The following is an 18,027-nucleotide window of genomic DNA, read 5'->3' as shown; positions in this document are numbered from 1 at the left end:
ACATTTTGAAAAACGTCATCGAGGCAGGACGCCCACGAAGTAGTTGCCGGCGGCATACGAATCACCGGATGAGATGGCGAACATTAATGCGCAGCAGTCAGTACCGTTCCGCTTGCCAGCGATAAGGCTAAATGAAGAACCCCCTGTATCACTGTTACTGGACACAGGGACAGAATGTTGAGGGAAACATTATGAGGATCGAAATAACTAAAGTTGGAGGCAAGGTTTGCTTAGTCATATCCCCTATCAAGTTCTCTGTCGCGGATCGCATAGCTACTGCCATGGAAAACAGCGAAATCGTTGCAGCTCTTGGTGCTTATTTCACAGCCATTGGAGAGGCACCAAACGGAGAACTCGTTGGGCTCTATCTCTATTTTAATAACTTGGATACCGCTACGTTCGTAACGCTCAATCATTTGATTGAAACGGATGAGCCAGTCCCGATAGTCATCAGGTAATACCCACGAATCGGTCAGAACTTCTTTACAGGAATCATACTGTGCGCGGTTCTTGAACCAAAAAACACTTATTGGTCGAGCGGCCATTTTTATGTCCTTGCTGGCTAGATGGGAAATACCAGCTTACCACCGAGCCTGAAATGGAGAAATGACCGGTAAAACAAGGAAACCAAAATGATTGATTTTGCGCGTAAACCAGTGCGGTGTCTGAATCGCCACGGATAATCTAGACACTTCCGAGCCGTTGATAATACTGGTTTTCATATTCTGTCGGTGACATCTGTTCGCTAGAACCATGCCAACGCTTACTGTTATAAAACATTTCGATGTAATCAAAAATATCGCTGCGGGCTTCTTCCCGCGTTCCGTAGATTTTTTTCTTTATCCGTTCACGTTTCAACAACTGGAAAAAGCTTTCTGCAACCGCATTATCATGGCAGTTACCGCGACGGCTCATGCTGCCCTCCAGGCCGTGTGATTTCAGGAACGACTGCCACTCATGGCTTGTGTACTGACTGCCCTGATCCGAATGAACCAGCACCTGTTTTTGGGGATTACGCCGCCATACAGCCATCAGCAGTGCGTTCAGGACAATGTCCTTTGTCATCCGGGATTGTATGGACCAGCCGATAATTTTGCGTGAGAACAGATCAACAACCACGGCAAGATACAGCCAGCCTTCGTGGGTCCTGATGTAGGTTATGTCCGTTACCCAACTCTCATCCGGAGCATCCGGATTGAACTGTCGCTGGAGCCTGTTGGGCGACACGATACTGGCCTCGCCTTTACGTGCCCGCGGGCTCCGGTATCCGACCTGAGCCTTTATCCCGACACGTTTCATCAGTCGCCAGACTCTGTTCACTCCGCACTGTTGCCCGCTGTCCCGCAGATCCAAATGGATTTTGCGATAACCATAGACGCATCCCGATTCCAGCCAGAACTGTTTAATCTGCCCTGTCAGCCTCAGGTCTGCCTGATGGCGTTGTGAATGCGGCTGCTGAAGCCAGGCGTAAAAACCACTGGGATGAACATCCAGCACCCGACAGAGCAGGCGAACAGGCCAGCAACAGGTGTTGTCACGGATAAAGGCGTACCTCAGTCGGACAGCTTTGCGAAGTACGCCGCGGCTTTTTTTAATATGTCCCGTTCGTCGGTAACCCGCTTCAGCTCTTTCTGGAGACGGCGGATCTCGGCCTGAGCATCTGACTCTTCTTTATTAGTGGAAGAATCTGGACCGTACTTCTTTATCCAGGCGTAAAGGCTGTGGGTGGTGATATCGAGACGTGTTGCAACGCTGGCAACAGAATAACCGCGATCAACAACCTGTTTGACTGCTTCAATTTTAAACTCTTCGGGATAACGCTTACCGCTCATGGGCACCTCTCTTTAAGCCATCTTAAATGACTCTGAGGTGTCTGTTAAACCCGTGGCGATTCAGTCAGGCCGTACATCTAAATCGCATTGAAGTAATCATTCGACTGATTTGCTACATGCTCGCCCAGAAGGGCGACCCGTCTGCCGACCAACAGACTGCAGTTCGTTCATAACGAGTTTGACCAATGGCTGTTGCCAGCATCAGTAAGGAAGTGACTATGGAATTTGGAATGAAACGTGTGGTGGCATCTGTTCAGGTGGTTGCCATCCTCAACAGGATTTACAACGGCAGCCCTGTTTCCGTCGCATCTATCAGTAAAGAATCAAAGCTGTCTGTGTCTTACCTCGAGCAGATTTTCTCGAAGCTGCGCAGAAGTGAAATCGTCACCAGCCAGCGTGGCGCTGGTGGCGGGTACCACCTTAGCAAAGCAAACCCCAGCGTGGCTGACGTCGTTCGCGCCGTTACTCACACGCCTGATTCATTTGAGCCCGTGCTGAATGCTCTGGAGTGGGTCCCCGTCGCACAGCTGGCGCAGGGAAAATCCCCTACCCCATAAAGCACAAAACCCGCGCAAGGCGGGTTAAGTACCCGGTCAGCCGACCAAAGCTTTCCGGAACGAGTTTTGACCAATAACCACTACCTTAGGCGGCGATCATCAGCTGCCGGGTATCTTACAATCCTATGGAGCCCGAACGCAATGTTAACGTATGCGTATCTTATTAAAGCCAAAGCGAAAGCAACTGAGGCAAAAAACCTGTTTTGCTGGTTCTCTGCGAAATCAGATTCCCGTGCAGAACGCGAAATACTCAATATTCTCGAAGACAACGATATTGCCGTCGGTCGTGGCGCCGACTATCAATTACCTGTCCGCACCAACTGGTTTGTTGTTGACGATCTTCCTGAGGAAAGCACACTTGATGACACATGGTGCGATCGTTACGAACTGGCAGAAGACCAGCAAACGTGGCAACTGAAACAGAAGCCGGATAATGAAAATCTGGAGGCTTCCAGCCAGCAAAAACCTGAAACCTCCAGTGCCAATGTACCCACCAGCGATGCGCCAGCATTGCTCCGCCCCATATCTCGCCTGCGCCTGTCTCAGCGGCTGATTGCGCACCTGTTAAATGACGGTGAAGAGAAGGAAATCAGTGAAGCACGGCACGTCCAGATCGGGCAAATGGTACTGGACGAAAATGATCTCTATGTACAAAACCTGTTACTGGCCATTGCGAATGTGCGGTCGGTGAAAGAACTTTCTGCTCATGTTGAGTGGAAGCTGGCAAATGCAATAAAAGAAGTCTTTGACCGTGAGCAGGTCTATACCGTTGCTTCATTTGAGCAATTTATTTCCGAATGGATTGAAGAACCAGAAAAGCGGGCTCTTACCGTTCAGGAGTGGGTTAATGATAAGAAAGCACGAGTTGCGGGTGATGAACATGCCACTCCACCTGTAACGCCAGAGCTTATTACCGTTGCGACTCTGCCGCTACGCCAGCGCCTCTTAGCTCAGTTTATTTCTGAAGAATATGCTTACCATATTGATACTGAGCAGAAGAAAACCATTCAGGAACTCGAGCTGGATGTAGATAACAGCTATGTGCAGAACCTGCTGCTTGCCGCCGAGAATGTAGAACCATTCAGGAAAGCGCCAGAGATCGATATCTGGAAGATCGTCAGCGCGCTGAAAACCGTTTTTCCGGTTGATGGAAAACGAGTTGATCTGGTCACCGTTATTCAGTTCTTTAAGGCCTGGTTCAACACTGAACACATTGACCGTGGGCTGCTGGTTAAAGAGTGGTGTAAAGGCAATCGCGTGTCGCAGATTCAGCGCACTGACTCCGGAACCAACGCTGGCGGCAGCAATGGGACCGATCGCAACCCGGAACTTGTCCACACGCTGGACACTCTGGACATTGATATTGCGCTGGCCACACTTCCAATGGATTTCAACATCTACGATATTCCTGGTGGCGTTTTCCGTCGTGCAAAAGAGATCATTTCTAAAAACGAAAGCCCGTTCAAAGAGTGGTCCGCCGCCCTGCGCAAACGCGCTGGCATTCTGGATTATTCCCGCGCCGCTATTTTCGCGCTTATTCGTAGTGCAGAAGAAAACACTCACCATTTCCCGGAACTGCTGAGCCGTTACATCAACAAAAACCTGACTGAAACCGACCACCAGCACCCAACTGAAGAAACCCTGGCGGCAGCCGGTCACGTACCAGAAAAAAGCTGGGAAAACGAGATTAAAGAGAAGTCCACAGCTGAACAGAAGGCAATAACCGAGCAACCAGAAATCGCCAACATGGGCAACGGTGTTTTCTCCATTGATGGCCTGATGGGTAACCAGCCGGCGCCAGCGCTTTCTGTCGTAGACCAAGTACGCCAGCGCGCCGTCGAAGAAAAATTACATCAAGCCAATACCGAGGAAAACACCAGTCATGTGCAGATGGAAGCAACTGTCAGTGATGAAAAACAAGCTGGTACTGAAGTGCTGTCAGGCGAAAGCAGTCTGGAAACTGGTGAAAAGTCAGATACCAGCCAGCAAGCCGATGTAAACCAGAATACGGATTCTGTCACCCAAAATAGCGATTCTGTAAACCAAACTGAACCAGTTTTGGCACAAACCGAGCCAGAAGCACAATCTGACGAACCAGCTGTTGCTTACCCCGCCTACTTCGAGCCAGGCCGCTATGAAAGTCTGCCGAATGAGGTTTATCACGCTGCCAACGGCATCAGCTCAACACAGGTTAAAGACGCTCGTGTTTCGCTGATGTACTTCAATGCGCGCCACGTAGAGAAAACCATTATCAAAGAACGTTCTCCTGTTCTGGATATGGGCAATCTGGTGCATGCACTGGCTTTGCAGTCCGAGCAGCTCGACGAAGAATTCAGCGTTGAACCGGTGATTCCGGAAGGCGCATTTACCACCACGGCAACTATTCGCGCGTTTATTGATGAGTACAACGCTAGCCTGCCAGCGATGCTGTCAGCCGACGACATAAAAGCACTGTTAGAAAAGTACAACGCCACCCTTCCTGCCCAGGTTCCGCTGGGTGGTTCCCTGGAGGAAACTGGCCAGAGCTATATGTCGCTGCCAGAAGAGCACCAGCGTATTGAAAACGGCCAGAAACAAACCGCAGCGGCGATGAAAGCCTGCATCAAGGAATACAACGCCACTCTGCCTGCACAGGTGAAAACCAGCGGTAGTCGTGATGCGCTACTCGAGCAGTTAGCAATCATCAATCCTGACCTCGTGGCACAGGAAGCACAGAAACCGACTCCACTGAAAGTTTCCGGTACCAAAGCGGATCTGATACAGGCCGTGAAGTCTGTTAATCCGAACGCCGTCTTCGCCGACGAACTGCTGGAGGCGTGGCGCGGGAATCCGCAAGGGAAGGTGCTTGTCACCCGCCAGCAACTGAGCACCGCGCTGAACATTCAGAAAGCTCTTCTTCAGCACCCGACCGCGGGCAAGCTACTGACACACCCGAGCCGCGCCGTTGAAGTGAGCTACTTTGGCTTTGACGACGAAACCGGACTCGAAGTCCGTGTACGCCCGGATCTGGAAATCGATCTGGACGGGGTGCGCATCGGCGCTGACCTGAAAACCATCAGCATGTGGAACATTAAGCAGGAAGGCCTGCGCGCCAAACTGCACCGAGAAATCATCGACCGTGACTACCACCTGAGCGCGGCTATGTATTGCGAGACCGCAGCACTGGATCAGTTCTTCTGGATTTTCGTCAACAAAGACGAGAACTACCACTGGATCGCCATCATCGAGGCATCAGCCGAACTGCTGGAACTGGGTATGCTCGAGTACCGCAAGACGATGCGTGCTATCGCTACCGGTTTTGACACTGGCGAGTGGCCAGCGCCGATCACCGCCGACTATACCGACGAACTGAACGACTTCGACCTGCGCCGCCTTGAAGCGCTGCGAACTCAGGCATAAGGGGAATGAAGATGCAAAACACAAACGTAACTGTAGCTGACCAGAACGCCGTAATTAACTCCAACGTGGCCCTGTTTGATTCCCAGTATCTGAACGCCATCAGCGCGTTTGCTCAAATTATGGCTCAGGGTGCGGCGACAGTCCCCAGACACCTGCAGGGAAATCAGGCTGACTGCATGGCAGTAGCGATGCAGGCGGCACAATGGCAGATGAATCCCTTTGCAGTAGCGCAGAAAACGCACCTGATTAACGGCGTTCTCGGATACGAAGCGCAACTGGTAAATGCCGTGATTTCACGCAGCGGCGTGCTGGCAAACCGCTTTGAATACGAGTGGTACGGACCATGGGAAAAAGTAGTCGGGAAATTCCAGATTCGTAAAGGCGACAAAGGAGAATACCGTGTTCCTGGCTGGACTCTTGCGGACGAAACAGGCATTGGCATCATCATCCGCGCAACGTTGAAAGGTGAAGACCAACCGAGGGAACTTGACCTGTTACTGGCACAGGCCAGGACTCGTAATTCAACGCTTTGGGCTGACGACCCTCGCCAGCAGCTCGCTTATCTCGCCGTGAAACGTTGGGCAAGACTGTTCTGCCCGGATGTAATTCTCGGCGTGTATACCCCTGATGAATTGGATGATCGCCGTGAAGAGCGAGAAGTTAACCCTGCTCCGGTGCAACACGTTAGCCTGTCTGAAATTTCAGGTGACACCGTCACAACCACGCAAAGCGCACATGAATCGTCTGTAAATATCGACTCTCTTGCCGATGATTTCCGCGAACGCATCGATGCTGCTCAGGATGTTGATAGCGCCAAAGCACTGCGTGCTGATATCGAAAGCGCGAAGGCTACGCTCGGTTCCGCCCTGTTCACTGAACTGAAGAACAAGGCAGTGAAGCGCTATTACCTGGTTGATTCACGTAACAAGGTTGAAGCCGCAATCAACTCCCTACCGTCTCCGGACGAACCGGATGCAGCTGAACGGTTTAGGGAAGTTGAACGAGTTCTGGCAGCGGCGAAACGTCACCTGGGCGATGAGCTGCACGATAAGTTCAGCATCACCCTGGCCGATATGAAACCGGAATACGTGGGCTAGCAGATTTGGGAGGGTTCGCCCTCCCATTGAGGAGATGTAATGCGACTGATTAACCGAGGCAATCAACAATCCCCGTTAGCGCGTCAGGCATGCGACATCGCACTAGCTACTCATCAAGAACGTTACGGCGACTACGGGTGCAGCAAGATGAAGGAGACATACACTGTGAGAGTTGAAGGCGTGAAGGTCTGGGTTGAGGTGGTTAACCGTAAAGCGAGCTACGTGGCCACGGCTATGACAGGCATGCGCCGCTTACGCGCACTGCCGGGCCAGGTAAGTTGATAACGATATTTCATTAACAGTTTTCCGGCAGCTCTATAATAAGTTGCCGGAAGCCGGAGGTAGTATGGCCAAGCTTCTTAATCTGATGGAATGGGCGAATTCAACTTATTCAACCCCGCCGTCTCTTTCAACACTTCGCCGATGGGCTCGGGAGGGACGTATATACCCTGCCCCGGAACTTCACGGCAAAGAATATAAGGTTAAGCCAGATGCTATCTATGTAGATCCGAGCAAAAAGAACCTTCGTCCCAAAGCAAAACACTTAGCGCTGCCAACTGGCGGCACTCTACTGGAGAGACTGACTCATGGCGAAAAGGCCAGTTCGTTACGACGCTAACCTGCCCCGTAACCTGACCTATCGTAAAAGAGACAGGCTTTATAGCTGGCGAAACCCGATTACCGGTCAAGAATTATCCCTTGGCCGGATCGACAGAAAGGACGCCATTTCTCAGGCCATTGAGGCTAATAACTACATCGAACAGAATTACCTTCCATCAGCGCTGCTGGACCGCATAAAGGAAACACCAACCTTTACGGTGAAAGCGTGGCTCGAGCGCTACGAAGTAATTCTTGCGCGAAGAGAATTGAAGCCCAACACGATGAAGGTCAGGCGTAATCAGATCGCCACTATCTGTGATGAATTCGGACGTATGCCGCTATCGGCGGTCAGCACGAAGGACATATCTACTTTCCTTGAGAGTTACATAATCTGTGATAAGAAGAGCATGGCCTCCGGACTACGTTCGGTATTATTGGATATTTTCAGGGAAGCGATTGTCGAGGGACATATTGAAAGGAACCCGGCAGAGCCGACAAGAACGCCGACGCCCAAAGTGAAGCGTGAACGTTTACTGCTCGAGCATTTTATTGTTATCCGCGCGGCAGCTGCTTCACACTCTGAATGGTTGCCTAACGCTTGCGATCTTGCTTTGGTTACAGGACAGCGCCGCGAGGACATTTCTATGTTTCGGTTTAGCGATATAAAAGATGGCAGACTATTTGTTACGCAGGAGAAGACGGGCCACAAGCTGTCGATTCCACTCGATTTAAGATTGGAAGTTGCTGGCCTGGAATTGGGAGAGGTGATTGAGCGATGCCGAATCAATAATCCATCAGATTTTATGCTTTTCTCGCCAGTCAGACGCGGTGGCAGAAAGCCGGGGCCACTGACCCCTGATGGATTGACCCAGGCATTTTCGAATGTAAGGGATGCGACGACAATAAAATTTGGACCGAACACTCCTACTTACCATGAGATCAGAAGCCTGGCCGGCAGACTGTATGAAAAAGAACGCGGGGAGGAATTCTCGCAACGTTTACTCGGGCATAAAAATTTGACAATGACCAAAAAATACCTGGACGCACGTGGTGCAGAATATGTTATGGTTTAGACAGGATATGGAAATTTCGAGTAATTTTCGTGGGATTTCGTGAGGACGCCGAAAAAACACAATGAAAACAAAAACATAAAAAGAGACCGAATACGATTCCTGTATTCGGTCCAGGGAAATGGCTCTTGGGAGAGAGCCGTGCGCTAAAAGTTGGCATAAATGCAGGCTAAGTTACCCTGCCATTTAAGAATAGATGACAGCGCCAGGTTTTCCAGTCCGCGACTAAAGTGGCCGGAAAAAAAGGCAGTCTGTTACACGACCAAATGTAAAAACCGCAAGTTCTCCTGTGAGACCCTGCGGTTTTTTTATTGGAAATCAGAACGCTACATCTGACAATTAACAGAGTTTTTCTGCACGCTCAACAAACGGCGCCAGGCTCATTTTTTCACCCGGTTTCGTCGGGTCATCAATCTGGATAATCTCAATCGGCTTCGCCGTGGTTTTACCGCTCGCAACCTGTTCTCTGGCAACATCATTCAATGGATATTGCACCAGCGTGCTGGGATTGATGACATACAGCGCGTGACCTGCACGGCAGGTCAGCATCACCTCTTCCCGATTAAACGCCCATTTATCTTTGCCAACCTCAAAACGGCTGACGGTGATGACCTGTGGCGCTGCCAGCGCGGCCCCTGAACTTGCCAGTAGTAGTAAAGAGAGAATGATTTTTTTCATGCGTTTTGCCAGTCCATCAATCAAAAAGGTTCGAGGGTTGCAAACAGGCTGACAATCGCCAGCACAACGGCCCCTATTCCCCATTCCAGTTTTGTCATCCAAATGAAATAGAGCGTCACACAGCCATTATCCTGCTGCATGCGTGGTACCAGAACATACCGATTCGCCAGGGCAATCGCTACCATTAGCATGACAAGGGCACCTTTTAACAAAAGCAGTTGCCCATAAGCCATGTGCCAGGAGCCGGAAACACCGACAATAAACAGGGCATTCATAATCCCGGTAAGTAAAACCCCGGCAACGAAGAGATGCCCATAGCGGGAGAAACGCATCATGGTTCCGATCGCTTGTTCCCGCCAGCGGCCCTGCGCCATTCTCATACAGTAAAGTACGGGCAGCAAGCCGCCAAACCAGGCGGCGGCACATATCAGATGTAAGGCATGGTTAACCTGTTGGATAGCCCCAGCGACGCCAGTATGCAGCGTTGCATGTCCAACGCCTGCCAGCAAAATAAACTGAGCAATCGTCAGCATTAACAGCAGTCGCGACATGCTGCGCGGCACAACGATGGTCACCACCAGCGTGACCATCGCGAGGATAATCTGCCATAGCCAGACGCCGCCAAATTGCGTCTGCAGAACGGCGCCCCAAACGGCTGTAGAGACGACATCCCGCCATCCTGAGCCCATTAAGCCCCCCTGGATCGCCAGCATTAGCGTCGCGCTGATAAAACTCCACGTCGCGGCATGGCGTTGCAGACGTAAAAAACGACGCATCATTAAACGGCGAACCGAAACGGGAGCCAACCATGCGCCGTAAAGCGCACAACCAAACACCAGCATCAACGCGGTAAAATGAATAAATCGCAGGGCAACCCAGGTAAATGCCAGCATCGGTTATTTCACGCTAAAGGTATATTGTCCCTTTGTCTTATGACCATCCACGGATACAACGTGCCAGTCCACCGTATATTTTCCGGCCTCCAGCGTTTGAGCGAGCGGAATAATCAGTTGCGTTTTGTCCTGATCGCTGCGGGTCGCTTTGCCCGTCTTGATTGATTCCTTTTGTGGACCTGTCAGCGTTGCGCCACTGAAAGCGGGTTCGACGCCCTCAGAAAAATTCAGCGTCAGCGCCTGGGGAGAAGCGGTGACTTCCGCATTCGCCGCCGGACTTTGTTTTGTCAGGTGAGCATGCGCCAATGCAGCGGGTGTTGCGAGGAGGCTGGCGAGTACGATGAGAGTATTACGTAGCGAAGATGCAGATGAAGCCATATCAACTATTCCTTTTTGTTATGTCTAATCTATAGAGAATAACCTTCTACAATGATCGAGTCGAGAATCATCAATTCTGTCTTGCCATTAATGCGCACTCTTAGTAACTTTGCGCGCCGGAAGACAGAGAAAAGGAGCAGCCTATGAACATCAATCTGGCCAAACTTGAGCAAGCCGAAATGGATAAGGTCAATGTTGACCTGGCCGCGGCGGGTGTCGCATTTAAAGAACGCTACAATATGCCGATCGTTGCCGAAGTGGTTGAACGTGAACAGCCCGAACATTTACGCGACTGGTTTCGTGAAAGACTCATCGCGCATCGCCTGGCATCCGTCTCTCTTTCACGTTTACCGTACGAGCCGAAAGTTAAATAAAACTTATATTACGTTACGATTCCTTACATGATGCCTGCTACAGTATAAGTATATTCTTAATCTATACTTTAAAGATGGTTGTAGACACTATGAAAAGGAAATCATTATGTCACACTGGAAAATCGCAGCAGCACAATACGAACCCCTTCACGCGTCAGTGACCGAAAACGTTGCCCATCACCTGCAATTCATTCAGGCAGCCGCACAATGCCAATGTGAATTGCTGGTCTTCCCCGCCCTCTCCTTGTTGGGCTGCGTTGATGAGAATGAATCCCTCCCAGCGCCACCTGATGAAGCGTTGCTGGAACCGCTGGCGCATGCCGCAGCGACTTACCGCATGACAATTATCGCGGGATTGCCGGTAGAGCATAACAATCGTTTTGTGAAAGGCATTGCGCTTTTCTCTCCCTGGATGACATCACCATTAACGTTTCATCAGAGCCACGGGGCCTGTATTGCCAGACAGCGCAATGTCATCAGCGTTGTGGATAGTCAGCCAGAAGGTATTGATATCGATCCTGCTTTTTCGTTATTCACCAGTAGCCAGTCCGTCAGCGAGCCAGAACTCCTCTCCTCCACATCTCAGCTACAAAGTTTCTCGCATAAATTTGCCATCGCGGTATTAATGGCCAATGCACGCGGGAGTAGTGCGTTATGGGACGAGCGAGGTCGATTGATTGTTCGCGCCGACAGCGGTGCTTTGCTCTTAACCGGTCAACGCACGCCACGGGGTTGGCAAGGTGATATCATTCCATTACGCTAGTCGTTTTGGTCGGGAGCATGGCATGTTGCGCATAATAGATACAGAAACCTGTGGTCTGCAGGGAGGCATTGTTGAGATTGCTTCTGTCGATGTGGTTGATGGAAAGATAGTTAACCCAATGAGTCACCTGGTGCGCCCTGACCGCCCCATTAGCCCCCAGGCGATGGCTATTCATCGCATTACTGAAGCGATGGTAGCCGATAAGCCATGGATTGAAGATATCATTCCGCACTATTACGGTAGCGAGTGGTATGTGGCGCACAACGCAAGTTTCGACCGCCGCGTATTGCCAGAGATGCCCGGAGAGTGGATCTGCACCATGAAGCTCTCCCGTCGATTGTGGCCAGGAATCAAATACAGCAATATGGCGCTGTACAAATCACGTAAGCTGAACGTTCAGACGCCTGCAGGCCTGCATCACCACCGCGCTCTGTACGATTGCTACATCACTGCGGCTTTGCTGATCGACATCATGCAGACTTCAGGCTGGACCGCAGAGCAGATGGTCGACATTACCGGCCGCCCCGCATTACTCACTACTTTCACATTTGGTAAGTACCGTGGAAAACCGGTATCAGAGGTGGCAGAACGCGATCCGGGCTATCTGCGTTGGTTATTTAATAACCTCGACAGTATGAGCCCGGAGCTGCGATTAACGCTGAAGCACTATCTGGATAACATCTGATCTGAAGCTTGCCCAGACAGCGTTCCCTGTGCCAGCCCAATCAAAAACGCGTACTCCAGGGCCACGCCTTCGTAAGATTTAAAACGCCCGGACTTACCGCCGTGCCCGGAATCCATATCCGTGCACAGTAACAGCAAGCGATCGTCCGTTTTCAGCTCACGCAATTTTGCCACCCACTTTGCCGGTTCCCAGTATTGCACTTGGGAGTCGTGTAATCCCGTCGTGACCAGTAAATGCGGATAATCCTGCGCGGTGACGTTGTCATAGGGGCTGTAGCTTTTCATATACGCATAGTATTGCGGATCCTGAGGATTACCCCATTCCTCAAATTCACCGGTGGTGAGTGGAATTGACTCATCCAGCATCGTGGTTACCACATCAACAAACGGCACCTGGGCAATCACGCCATGGAACAAGTCCGGGCGCTCGTTGATGGCGACACCCATTAACATTCCGCCGGCGCTTCCCCCCATGCCGTAACATAACGATGGGGCGCCATAGCCCATTTTTAGCAGCGCATCGCAGACGTCGAGGTAATCATTAAAGGTATTTTTCTTGTGCAGAAACTTACCGTCTTCGTACCATTGCTGACCCAACTCACCGCCGCCACGCACATGGGCAATGGCATAAACAAAGCCGCGATCCAATAAGCTTAAACGGCTGCTACTGAAATCAGCATCCATACTGGCGCCATACGAACCATAGCCGTAAACCAGTAATGGGTTTTTCCCTTTCAGGAAATACTTTTGATGATAAACCAGTGAGACCGGAACCTCGGTACCATCGCGCGCGGTGATCCAGACATGTTCGCTGCGGTAATTCGCCGCATCAAATCCGGGGACCTCCGTCTGCTTAAGCACGCGACGCTCCCCGGTGTCCATATCCAGTTCAAACAACGTGTCCGGCGTGGTCATGGAGGAGTAGCCATAGCGCAGGCGCGATGTCTCCGGTTCCGGGTTATAGGCAAGCCAGGTCACATACGCCGGATCGTCAAAGGCGATACCGATCACTTCGCGCGTTTTGCGATTGATCTGACGCAGGCTGGTTAAACCCTGCTGGCGTTCTTCCACCACCAGCCAGTCGGTAAACAGGGTAAACCCCTCCAGCATGACGTTTTCGCGCGGCGGGATCAGCGCCTCCCACGCTTGTTCATTGCGTACGCGCGTGCGGTACAGACCAAAGTTTTTACCTTCACGATTAGAGCGCAGATAAAACTTGTGCTGATAGTGATCGAGGCTGTACTCGTGGTCTTTACGCCGCGCTAAAAAAAGCAACGGTTCGGCGTCGGCCAGTTCTGCATCCAACAGCAGAACCTCACTGGTCGTCGCGCTGGCGATATGGATCACCACATAATGCAACGAGGTGGTTTTATGCAGACTGACATAAAACATGTCATCGGCTTCTTCATACACCAATTCGTCCAGTGACGAGGGAGATCCGACGGTATGCCGCCAGACCTGGTACGGCAGTAACGTCGTGGCGTGTTTGCGAACGTAATAGAAGGTCTGGGAATCATTCGCCCAGACCAGATCCGCTTCAACGTTATCCAGTACTTCCGGATACCAGTTGCCGCTTTCCAGGTTGCGAAAGCGAACGCCATATTGCCGCCGGGAGAGGTAATCTTCGGCCAGCGCCATAATGCTGTTATCGGGTGATATCGCCAGCCCTCCCAGCGTATAAAATTCACTGTGGGCTGCGCGCTGGTTGCCGTCCAGCAGAGTATTCCATTCATCCCACTCTTCGCTGAGAACCGACTGGCGCTGATAAATGGCATATTCACATCCCGGTTCATAAATATGCCGGTAACGATAACCATTTTTCACATAGGGAGCGGACGCATCCTGTGGGGGAATACGGTCGATAATTTCTTTCAGAACGCGGTCCTGCAAAGCCTGCTGCGAAGCCATAACCTGATGGCCGTATGCATTTTCCTGTTGCAGGTATTCGAGCACGTCCGGCTGCGAGCGGGTGTCGTCTCGCAACCAGTAATAATTATCAACACGTGTATCGCCATGCTGCGTCATGGCGTGAGGAATACGAGAAGCTTTTGGTAGCATGTCATTGTTCTTTTGCTTAAACATCCTATAAGGGTGGCAAAAGACAGCGATGATGCAAGCGAAACATGCGCCTTAGCGATAAGTAATTAACCCGGTAAAGCCTGTTTTTGCGCCTTGAGATCCTGTTCAATGCCGTCACGAACATCCTGTGGGATCTTCAACGCATCACCCAGAGCATTCAGATAGCTGCGCTCCATAAAGTGGTCGATATCAATCGCCGCACAGCTCAGGAAGTATATTTCCAGCGCCTCTTCTTCGTTGCGGATCCCTTGCGCCAGGCGCTGAGGATCCAGCGGTTGTTCGATAGCCCGCTCAATCAGAACGCGGCCTTGCTCCTCAACACCCGCGTCACGAAGCTGCTGTTCAATGGCGGTACGCTCTTTGGCATCGATATGACCATCGCTTTTCGCCGCAAAAACCAGCGCCAGGATCAGGCGTTCAGTTCGCTCATCCAGCGGCGAGCTTTGTACGCCGAACTGCGGCTCATCCTGATGCGCGGCGCGAACTTTATCTTTGTATTTGTTCCACAGCACGGTTCCGGCAACCGCACCACCACCCACCAGAAGCGCGCTGGTGCCGTATTTGCTCAGTAACTTACGTGAGGATTTGTTGGCAACCAGTAATCCCGCCAGACCGCCTAACGCGCCAGGGACCAGAAGTTTACTCAGCCCTTGCTCGCCGGAAGATGATGCGGAGGATCCTTTTTGCCCAAGAAGAGATTGTAGTTGGTTCAGCCAGTTAGCCATTTTGCCCCTCAAGTACAGACGAATAATCGTCAAAGCGTACCCGAGGGGATGTCAGGAAGTGTTCAGCTCATCAAAAGATGTGCAAATACGCTCATTACTGCGGTTGATACTCCGCCGTTCCGGCCTGGCAGTCGACTTTTACCTGATAGTGAATATCCGCGCTTTTTCCGCGAACCGTCAGCGGGACCGACCATTTGCCATCTTTGCCCGTAATATCGGGGGTATTAACCCAGGCGACAGGATCGGCTTGCCCAACACGCTTTTGATCGTCAGCCCAGCGCGCGATGCGATTTTGCTGATAATCACGTTTCACGCTCGCCGCAATACCATCAGCATTCAGCCCTTCGCATTTTGGAAACTGAACATTTTTGCTTTCCATGTTTGCCGCAAAAACAGATACGCTGGCAGATAACAACAGCAGGCTTAACAACGCTCTTTTTTTATACATTTTTTTCTCCTTTATCTCCCCTTCTTCTTTCCGGTTGCATGTAGCAACGCGAAAGGACGTCAGGGATTGCACAATGATTCAGGGAAAAGCATGGTACAAAACGTCAGGAGCGCAAGTCGTTTCAGGCAGCCTGGGTATCATCCTCAGCGTGCGCGTCATCTTTAACGGCCTGCGGAGACGGCAGCTTGCCGTTTTTCAGGATGGCGCTCAGCACATCTTTTTGCTCAGCCAGCCACAGGGAAAGCGCTTCACGCTGCTCGTCTTCAAGCGCTACCGGTGACTGCTCCAGCCATGTGTCGAGCAAATCCGCTGTATCAAGCATTTTGTCATACGCATCGGCTTCCTTTTTGCTGGTAAACGACATTTTTTCCTCACCTTCCCGAATGACTACGTATTTAACTTCAACCGCCATTTTTGCAGCCTCTTAAATTACCTGTATTTATGTACAGTATATTCTTTTTGCGCCCTGAAATCAACCTGGTAATAAAGACAGACGCAAACGTTTTCGTATATACTGCGCCCAGATAAAACAGGGGATTAATTTATGACGTTATTAGGCACAGCGCTGCGTCCCGCAGCAACGCGAGTGATGTTATTAGGTTCAGGTGAACTGGGTAAAGAAGTGGCGATCGAATGCCAACGACTGGGTGTGGAAGTCATTGCCGTGGATCGTTACCCCGACGCGCCAGCCATGCACGTTGCCCATCGCTCATACGTTATCAACATGCTGGATGGCGAAGCATTGCGCGAGGTTGTCGAGCGTGAAAAACCACATTATATCGTGCCGGAAATAGAAGCGATTGCCACGGATATTCTGGTAAAGCTGGAACAGGAAGGGCAACACGTTGTGCCGTGCGCACGAGCGACCCAACTGACCATGAACCGCGAAGGGATCCGTCGCCTCGCCGCAGAGGAGCTGTCTTTACCAACCTCTTCTTTTCGCTTTGCAGACAGCGAAACTCGCTTTCGCGAGGCCGTCGCCGAAATTGGCTTTCCTTGCATCGTGAAGCCAGTAATGAGTTCCTCAGGTAAGGGGCAAAGCTTTATTCGTTCAGCCGATCGGCTCACCGAAGCCTGGAACTATGCTCAACAGGGAGGCCGGGCAGGCGCCGGGCGCGTTATCGTCGAAGGCGTGGTAGATTTTGATTTTGAAATTACCCTGCTTACCGTTAGCGCCGTTGATGGCGTGCACTTTTGCGCGCCGGTAGGGCATCGTCAGGAAGATGGCGATTATCGTGAATCCTGGCAGCCTCAGCAGATGAGCGACCTGGCGCTGGCGCGCGCGCAGGAGATTGCCCGTAAAGTCGTGCTGGCGTTAGGCGGCTACGGTCTGTTTGGCGTGGAGCTGTTTGTCTGCGGTGATGAGGTCATTTTTAGCGAAGTCTCCCCTCGCCCGCACGACACCGGGATGGTGACCTTAATTTCGCAGGACCTGTCTGAATTTGCCCTGCACGTCCGCGCATTTCTCGGTCTGCCCGTTGGCGCAATCCGTCAGTACGGGCCTTCCGCTTCCGCCGTTATTCTGCCGCAACTTAGCAGCCAGAATGTGACGTTTGATAACGTACAGGCCGCCGTGGGCGCTGGCCTGCAAGTACGATTCTTTGGTAAGCCGGAGATCGACGGGAGCCGTCGTTTAGGCGTGGTACTGGCTACAGCGCAAACCATTGAAGACGCGGTTGAACGCGCGAAACACGCCGCCGCACAGGTGAAAGTTACAGGATAAAAAACCAGACCCGTAGGCCGGATAAGGCGTTGATGCCGCATCCGGCCTACGGTTTACACATTAACGGCTTACTGCTTCGCGCCTTCTACTGCTTCACGAGCCAGTTTGGTAATGCGTTCGTAATCGCCAGCTTCCAGCGCATCTGCCGGAACCAGCCAGGAACCACCGATGCACAGCACGCTTTTCAGCGCGAGGTAGTCACGGTAATTCGCCGGAGAGATACCACCGGTTGGGCAGAAACGTACCTGAGAGAACGGGCCCGCAATCGCCTGCAGCGCTTTAGTACCGCCGTTCGCTTCCGCCGGGAAGAATTTGAACTCTTTCAATCCGTAGTCCATACCCAGCATCAGTTCAGAAACCGTGCTGATGCCAGGGATCAGCGGAATAGTCCCTTCCGTTGCGGCTTTTAACAGCGGCTCGGTCAGACCCGGGCTGATAGCAAACTGCGCACCGGCTTCGGTGACTTCAGCCAGTTGTTGCGGATTCAGTACAGTACCTGCGCCGACGATGGCGTCCGGAACTTCTTTCGCGATCGCGCGAATGGCATCCATCGCACATGCGGTACGTAAGGTCACTTCCAGAACGCGCACGCCACCTGCAACCAGCGCTTTTGCCATCGGCACCGCATGTTCCAGTTTATTAACCACAATAACCGGTACAACCGGGCCAGTGGTCAGGATTGCTTCTGCACTTGTCTTCCAGTTTTTCATCAGAGTTTTCTCTCGCC

At 51.6% G+C, this 18,027-nt stretch carries 20 protein-coding genes and 1 pseudogene; 11 read left to right on the top strand and 10 right to left on the bottom strand.

Going from position 1 to position 18,027, the window contains the following annotated elements; genetic code table 11:
• Positions 1 to 230: 230 nt before the first annotated feature.
• Entirely contained in the window at positions 231 to 545 is a 315-nt protein-coding gene (locus ICA20_RS10460; protein WP_071681809.1) for a hypothetical protein, read from the bottom strand.
• A 139-nt stretch (positions 546 to 684) separates the two neighbouring features.
• A protein-coding gene (locus ICA20_RS10455) for an IS3 family transposase (protein ID WP_155268630.1) occupies positions 685 to 1,832 on the bottom strand; the annotation gives its coding sequence in 2 pieces (ribosomal slippage) (positions 685 to 1,595 and positions 1,595 to 1,832; 1,149 coding nt in all).
• A gap of 65 nt (positions 1,833 to 1,897) precedes the next feature.
• On the opposite strand from ICA20_RS10455, the pseudogene ICA20_RS10450 reads away from it, so the two are divergent.
• The 7 genes and pseudogenes from ICA20_RS10450 to ICA20_RS10420 all read left to right on the top strand — a co-directional run.
• Positions 1,898 to 2,005: pseudogene (locus ICA20_RS10450) on the top strand (hypothetical protein); the annotation flags it as partial.
• 45 nt (positions 2,006 to 2,050) lie between these two features.
• Complete coding sequence (locus ICA20_RS10445) at positions 2,051 to 2,389, top strand: Rrf2 family transcriptional regulator (protein WP_225624057.1); 339 nt, start codon at positions 2,051 to 2,053, stop codon at positions 2,387 to 2,389.
• A 141-nt stretch (positions 2,390 to 2,530) separates the two neighbouring features.
• Positions 2,531 to 5,788, top strand: a complete 3,258-nt coding sequence (locus ICA20_RS10440; RefSeq protein WP_038641383.1) for a RecE family exodeoxyribonuclease — start codon at positions 2,531 to 2,533, stop codon at positions 5,786 to 5,788.
• An 11-nt stretch (positions 5,789 to 5,799) separates the two neighbouring features.
• The gene (locus ICA20_RS10435; protein WP_038641385.1) at positions 5,800 to 6,885 is read left to right on the top strand and encodes a RecT family recombinase; all 1,086 of its coding nucleotides are present in this window, start codon (positions 5,800 to 5,802) and stop codon (positions 6,883 to 6,885) included.
• Positions 6,886 to 6,924: 39 nt separating this feature from the next.
• The gene (locus ICA20_RS10430) at positions 6,925 to 7,167 is read left to right on the top strand and encodes a DUF4060 family protein (RefSeq protein WP_038641387.1); all 243 of its coding nucleotides are present in this window, start codon (positions 6,925 to 6,927) and stop codon (positions 7,165 to 7,167) included.
• Positions 7,168 to 7,231: 64 nt separating this feature from the next.
• Complete coding sequence (locus tag ICA20_RS10425; RefSeq protein WP_071888150.1) at positions 7,232 to 7,504, top strand: excisionase; 273 nt, start codon at positions 7,232 to 7,234, stop codon at positions 7,502 to 7,504.
• Positions 7,473 to 8,558, top strand: coding sequence for a tyrosine-type recombinase/integrase (locus ICA20_RS10420; RefSeq protein ID WP_038641389.1), 1,086 nt, complete (start codon positions 7,473 to 7,475; stop codon positions 8,556 to 8,558). The genes ICA20_RS10425 and ICA20_RS10420 overlap by 32 nt, the downstream gene beginning before the upstream one ends.
• Positions 8,559 to 8,894: 336 nt before the next feature.
• Here ICA20_RS10420 and ICA20_RS10415 read toward each other — a convergent pair whose 3' ends face one another.
• Genes ICA20_RS10415 through yobA form a run of 3 tightly spaced genes read right to left on the bottom strand, consistent with a single transcriptional unit; the run spans position 8,895 to position 10,504 of the window.
• A complete protein-coding gene (locus ICA20_RS10415) occupies positions 8,895 to 9,233 on the bottom strand; it encodes a YebY family protein (RefSeq protein ID WP_038641391.1) in 339 nt (112 codons plus the stop codon).
• Positions 9,234 to 9,253: 20 nt separating this feature from the next.
• A complete protein-coding gene (copD, locus tag ICA20_RS10410) occupies positions 9,254 to 10,126 on the bottom strand; it encodes a copper homeostasis membrane protein CopD (RefSeq protein ID WP_038641393.1) in 873 nt (290 codons plus the stop codon).
• 3 nt (positions 10,127 to 10,129) lie between these two features.
• Positions 10,130 to 10,504: a CopC domain-containing protein YobA gene (yobA, locus tag ICA20_RS10405; protein ID WP_038641395.1), complete on the bottom strand. Its 375-nt coding sequence runs from the start codon at positions 10,502 to 10,504 to the stop codon at positions 10,130 to 10,132.
• Between the two features lie 143 nt (positions 10,505 to 10,647).
• Between yobA and ICA20_RS10400 the strand changes: the two genes are divergently transcribed.
• The 3 genes from ICA20_RS10400 to exoX all read left to right on the top strand — a co-directional run bounded on the left by ICA20_RS10400 (position 10,648) and on the right by exoX (position 12,326).
• Positions 10,648 to 10,878 (top strand): DNA polymerase III subunit theta, encoded by a 231-nt coding sequence (locus ICA20_RS10400; protein ID WP_038641397.1) that lies wholly within the window; start codon positions 10,648 to 10,650, stop codon positions 10,876 to 10,878.
• A 106-nt stretch (positions 10,879 to 10,984) separates the two neighbouring features.
• On the top strand, positions 10,985 to 11,641 hold the full coding sequence (locus ICA20_RS10395) for a carbon-nitrogen hydrolase family protein (protein WP_038641399.1): 657 nt from the start codon (positions 10,985 to 10,987) through the stop codon (positions 11,639 to 11,641).
• Between the two features lie 22 nt (positions 11,642 to 11,663).
• A complete protein-coding gene (gene exoX, locus ICA20_RS10390) occupies positions 11,664 to 12,326 on the top strand; it encodes an exodeoxyribonuclease X (protein ID WP_038641401.1) in 663 nt (220 codons plus the stop codon).
• Here exoX and ptrB read toward each other — a convergent pair.
• From ptrB to yebG, 4 genes are all read right to left on the bottom strand, one after another.
• Positions 12,308 to 14,383 (bottom strand): oligopeptidase B, encoded by a 2,076-nt coding sequence (gene ptrB, locus ICA20_RS10385; protein WP_129694994.1) that lies wholly within the window; start codon positions 14,381 to 14,383, stop codon positions 12,308 to 12,310. The genes exoX and ptrB overlap by 19 nt on opposite strands.
• An 86-nt stretch (positions 14,384 to 14,469) precedes the next feature.
• Positions 14,470 to 15,129, bottom strand: coding sequence for a tellurite resistance TerB family protein (locus ICA20_RS10380; RefSeq protein ID WP_038641405.1), 660 nt, complete (start codon positions 15,127 to 15,129; stop codon positions 14,470 to 14,472).
• Between the two features lie 94 nt (positions 15,130 to 15,223).
• Positions 15,224 to 15,577: a protein YebF gene (gene yebF / locus ICA20_RS10375; protein WP_038641408.1), complete on the bottom strand. Its 354-nt coding sequence runs from the start codon at positions 15,575 to 15,577 to the stop codon at positions 15,224 to 15,226.
• Between the two features lie 121 nt (positions 15,578 to 15,698).
• Positions 15,699 to 15,989: a DNA damage-inducible protein YebG gene (gene yebG, locus ICA20_RS10370; RefSeq protein WP_038641410.1), complete on the bottom strand. Its 291-nt coding sequence runs from the start codon at positions 15,987 to 15,989 to the stop codon at positions 15,699 to 15,701.
• A gap of 132 nt (positions 15,990 to 16,121) precedes the next feature.
• Here yebG and purT point away from each other — a divergent pair, with 132 nt between their 5' ends.
• Entirely contained in the window at positions 16,122 to 17,300 is a 1,179-nt protein-coding gene (purT, locus tag ICA20_RS10365; RefSeq protein ID WP_038641413.1) for a formate-dependent phosphoribosylglycinamide formyltransferase, read from the top strand.
• Between the two features lie 68 nt (positions 17,301 to 17,368).
• Here the strand turns inward: purT and kdgA are convergent, their stop codons facing one another.
• A complete protein-coding gene (gene kdgA, locus ICA20_RS10360) occupies positions 17,369 to 18,010 on the bottom strand; it encodes a bifunctional 4-hydroxy-2-oxoglutarate aldolase/2-dehydro-3-deoxy-phosphogluconate aldolase (protein ID WP_038641415.1) in 642 nt (213 codons plus the stop codon).
• Between the last annotated feature and the right edge of the window lie 17 nt (positions 18,011 to 18,027).

Origin of the sequence: Citrobacter sp. C5_2 (genome assembly GCF_014596845.2) — a bacterium.
Classification (GTDB): domain Bacteria; phylum Pseudomonadota; class Gammaproteobacteria; order Enterobacterales; family Enterobacteriaceae; genus Citrobacter; species Citrobacter werkmanii.
This window is presented reverse-complemented; position numbering and strand designations above follow the sequence as displayed.

Coding starts and splice junctions, on each gene's coding strand:
- ICA20_RS10460 (WP_071681809.1), bottom strand. CDS start 545: ATGGCCGCTCGACCAATAAGTGTTTTTTGGTTCAAGAACCGCGCACAG.
- ICA20_RS10445 (WP_225624057.1), top strand. CDS start 2,051: ATGGAATTTGGAATGAAACGTGTGGTGGCATCTGTTCAGGTGGTTGCC.
- ICA20_RS10440 (WP_038641383.1), top strand. CDS start 2,531: ATGTTAACGTATGCGTATCTTATTAAAGCCAAAGCGAAAGCAACTGAG.
- ICA20_RS10435 (WP_038641385.1), top strand. CDS start 5,800: ATGCAAAACACAAACGTAACTGTAGCTGACCAGAACGCCGTAATTAAC.
- ICA20_RS10430 (WP_038641387.1), top strand. CDS start 6,925: ATGCGACTGATTAACCGAGGCAATCAACAATCCCCGTTAGCGCGTCAG.
- ICA20_RS10425 (WP_071888150.1), top strand. CDS start 7,232: ATGGCCAAGCTTCTTAATCTGATGGAATGGGCGAATTCAACTTATTCA.
- ICA20_RS10420 (WP_038641389.1), top strand. CDS start 7,473: ATGGCGAAAAGGCCAGTTCGTTACGACGCTAACCTGCCCCGTAACCTG.
- ICA20_RS10415 (WP_038641391.1), bottom strand. CDS start 9,233: ATGAAAAAAATCATTCTCTCTTTACTACTACTGGCAAGTTCAGGGGCC.
- copD (WP_038641393.1), bottom strand. CDS start 10,126: ATGCTGGCATTTACCTGGGTTGCCCTGCGATTTATTCATTTTACCGCG.
- yobA (WP_038641395.1), bottom strand. CDS start 10,504: ATGGCTTCATCTGCATCTTCGCTACGTAATACTCTCATCGTACTCGCC.
- ICA20_RS10400 (WP_038641397.1), top strand. CDS start 10,648: ATGAACATCAATCTGGCCAAACTTGAGCAAGCCGAAATGGATAAGGTC.
- ICA20_RS10395 (WP_038641399.1), top strand. CDS start 10,985: ATGTCACACTGGAAAATCGCAGCAGCACAATACGAACCCCTTCACGCG.
- exoX (WP_038641401.1), top strand. CDS start 11,664: ATGTTGCGCATAATAGATACAGAAACCTGTGGTCTGCAGGGAGGCATT.
- ptrB (WP_129694994.1), bottom strand. CDS start 14,383: ATGCTACCAAAAGCTTCTCGTATTCCTCACGCCATGACGCAGCATGGC.
- ICA20_RS10380 (WP_038641405.1), bottom strand. CDS start 15,129: ATGGCTAACTGGCTGAACCAACTACAATCTCTTCTTGGGCAAAAAGGA.
- yebF (WP_038641408.1), bottom strand. CDS start 15,577: ATGTATAAAAAAAGAGCGTTGTTAAGCCTGCTGTTGTTATCTGCCAGC.
- yebG (WP_038641410.1), bottom strand. CDS start 15,989: ATGGCGGTTGAAGTTAAATACGTAGTCATTCGGGAAGGTGAGGAAAAA.
- purT (WP_038641413.1), top strand. CDS start 16,122: ATGACGTTATTAGGCACAGCGCTGCGTCCCGCAGCAACGCGAGTGATG.
- kdgA (WP_038641415.1), bottom strand. CDS start 18,010: ATGAAAAACTGGAAGACAAGTGCAGAAGCAATCCTGACCACTGGCCCG.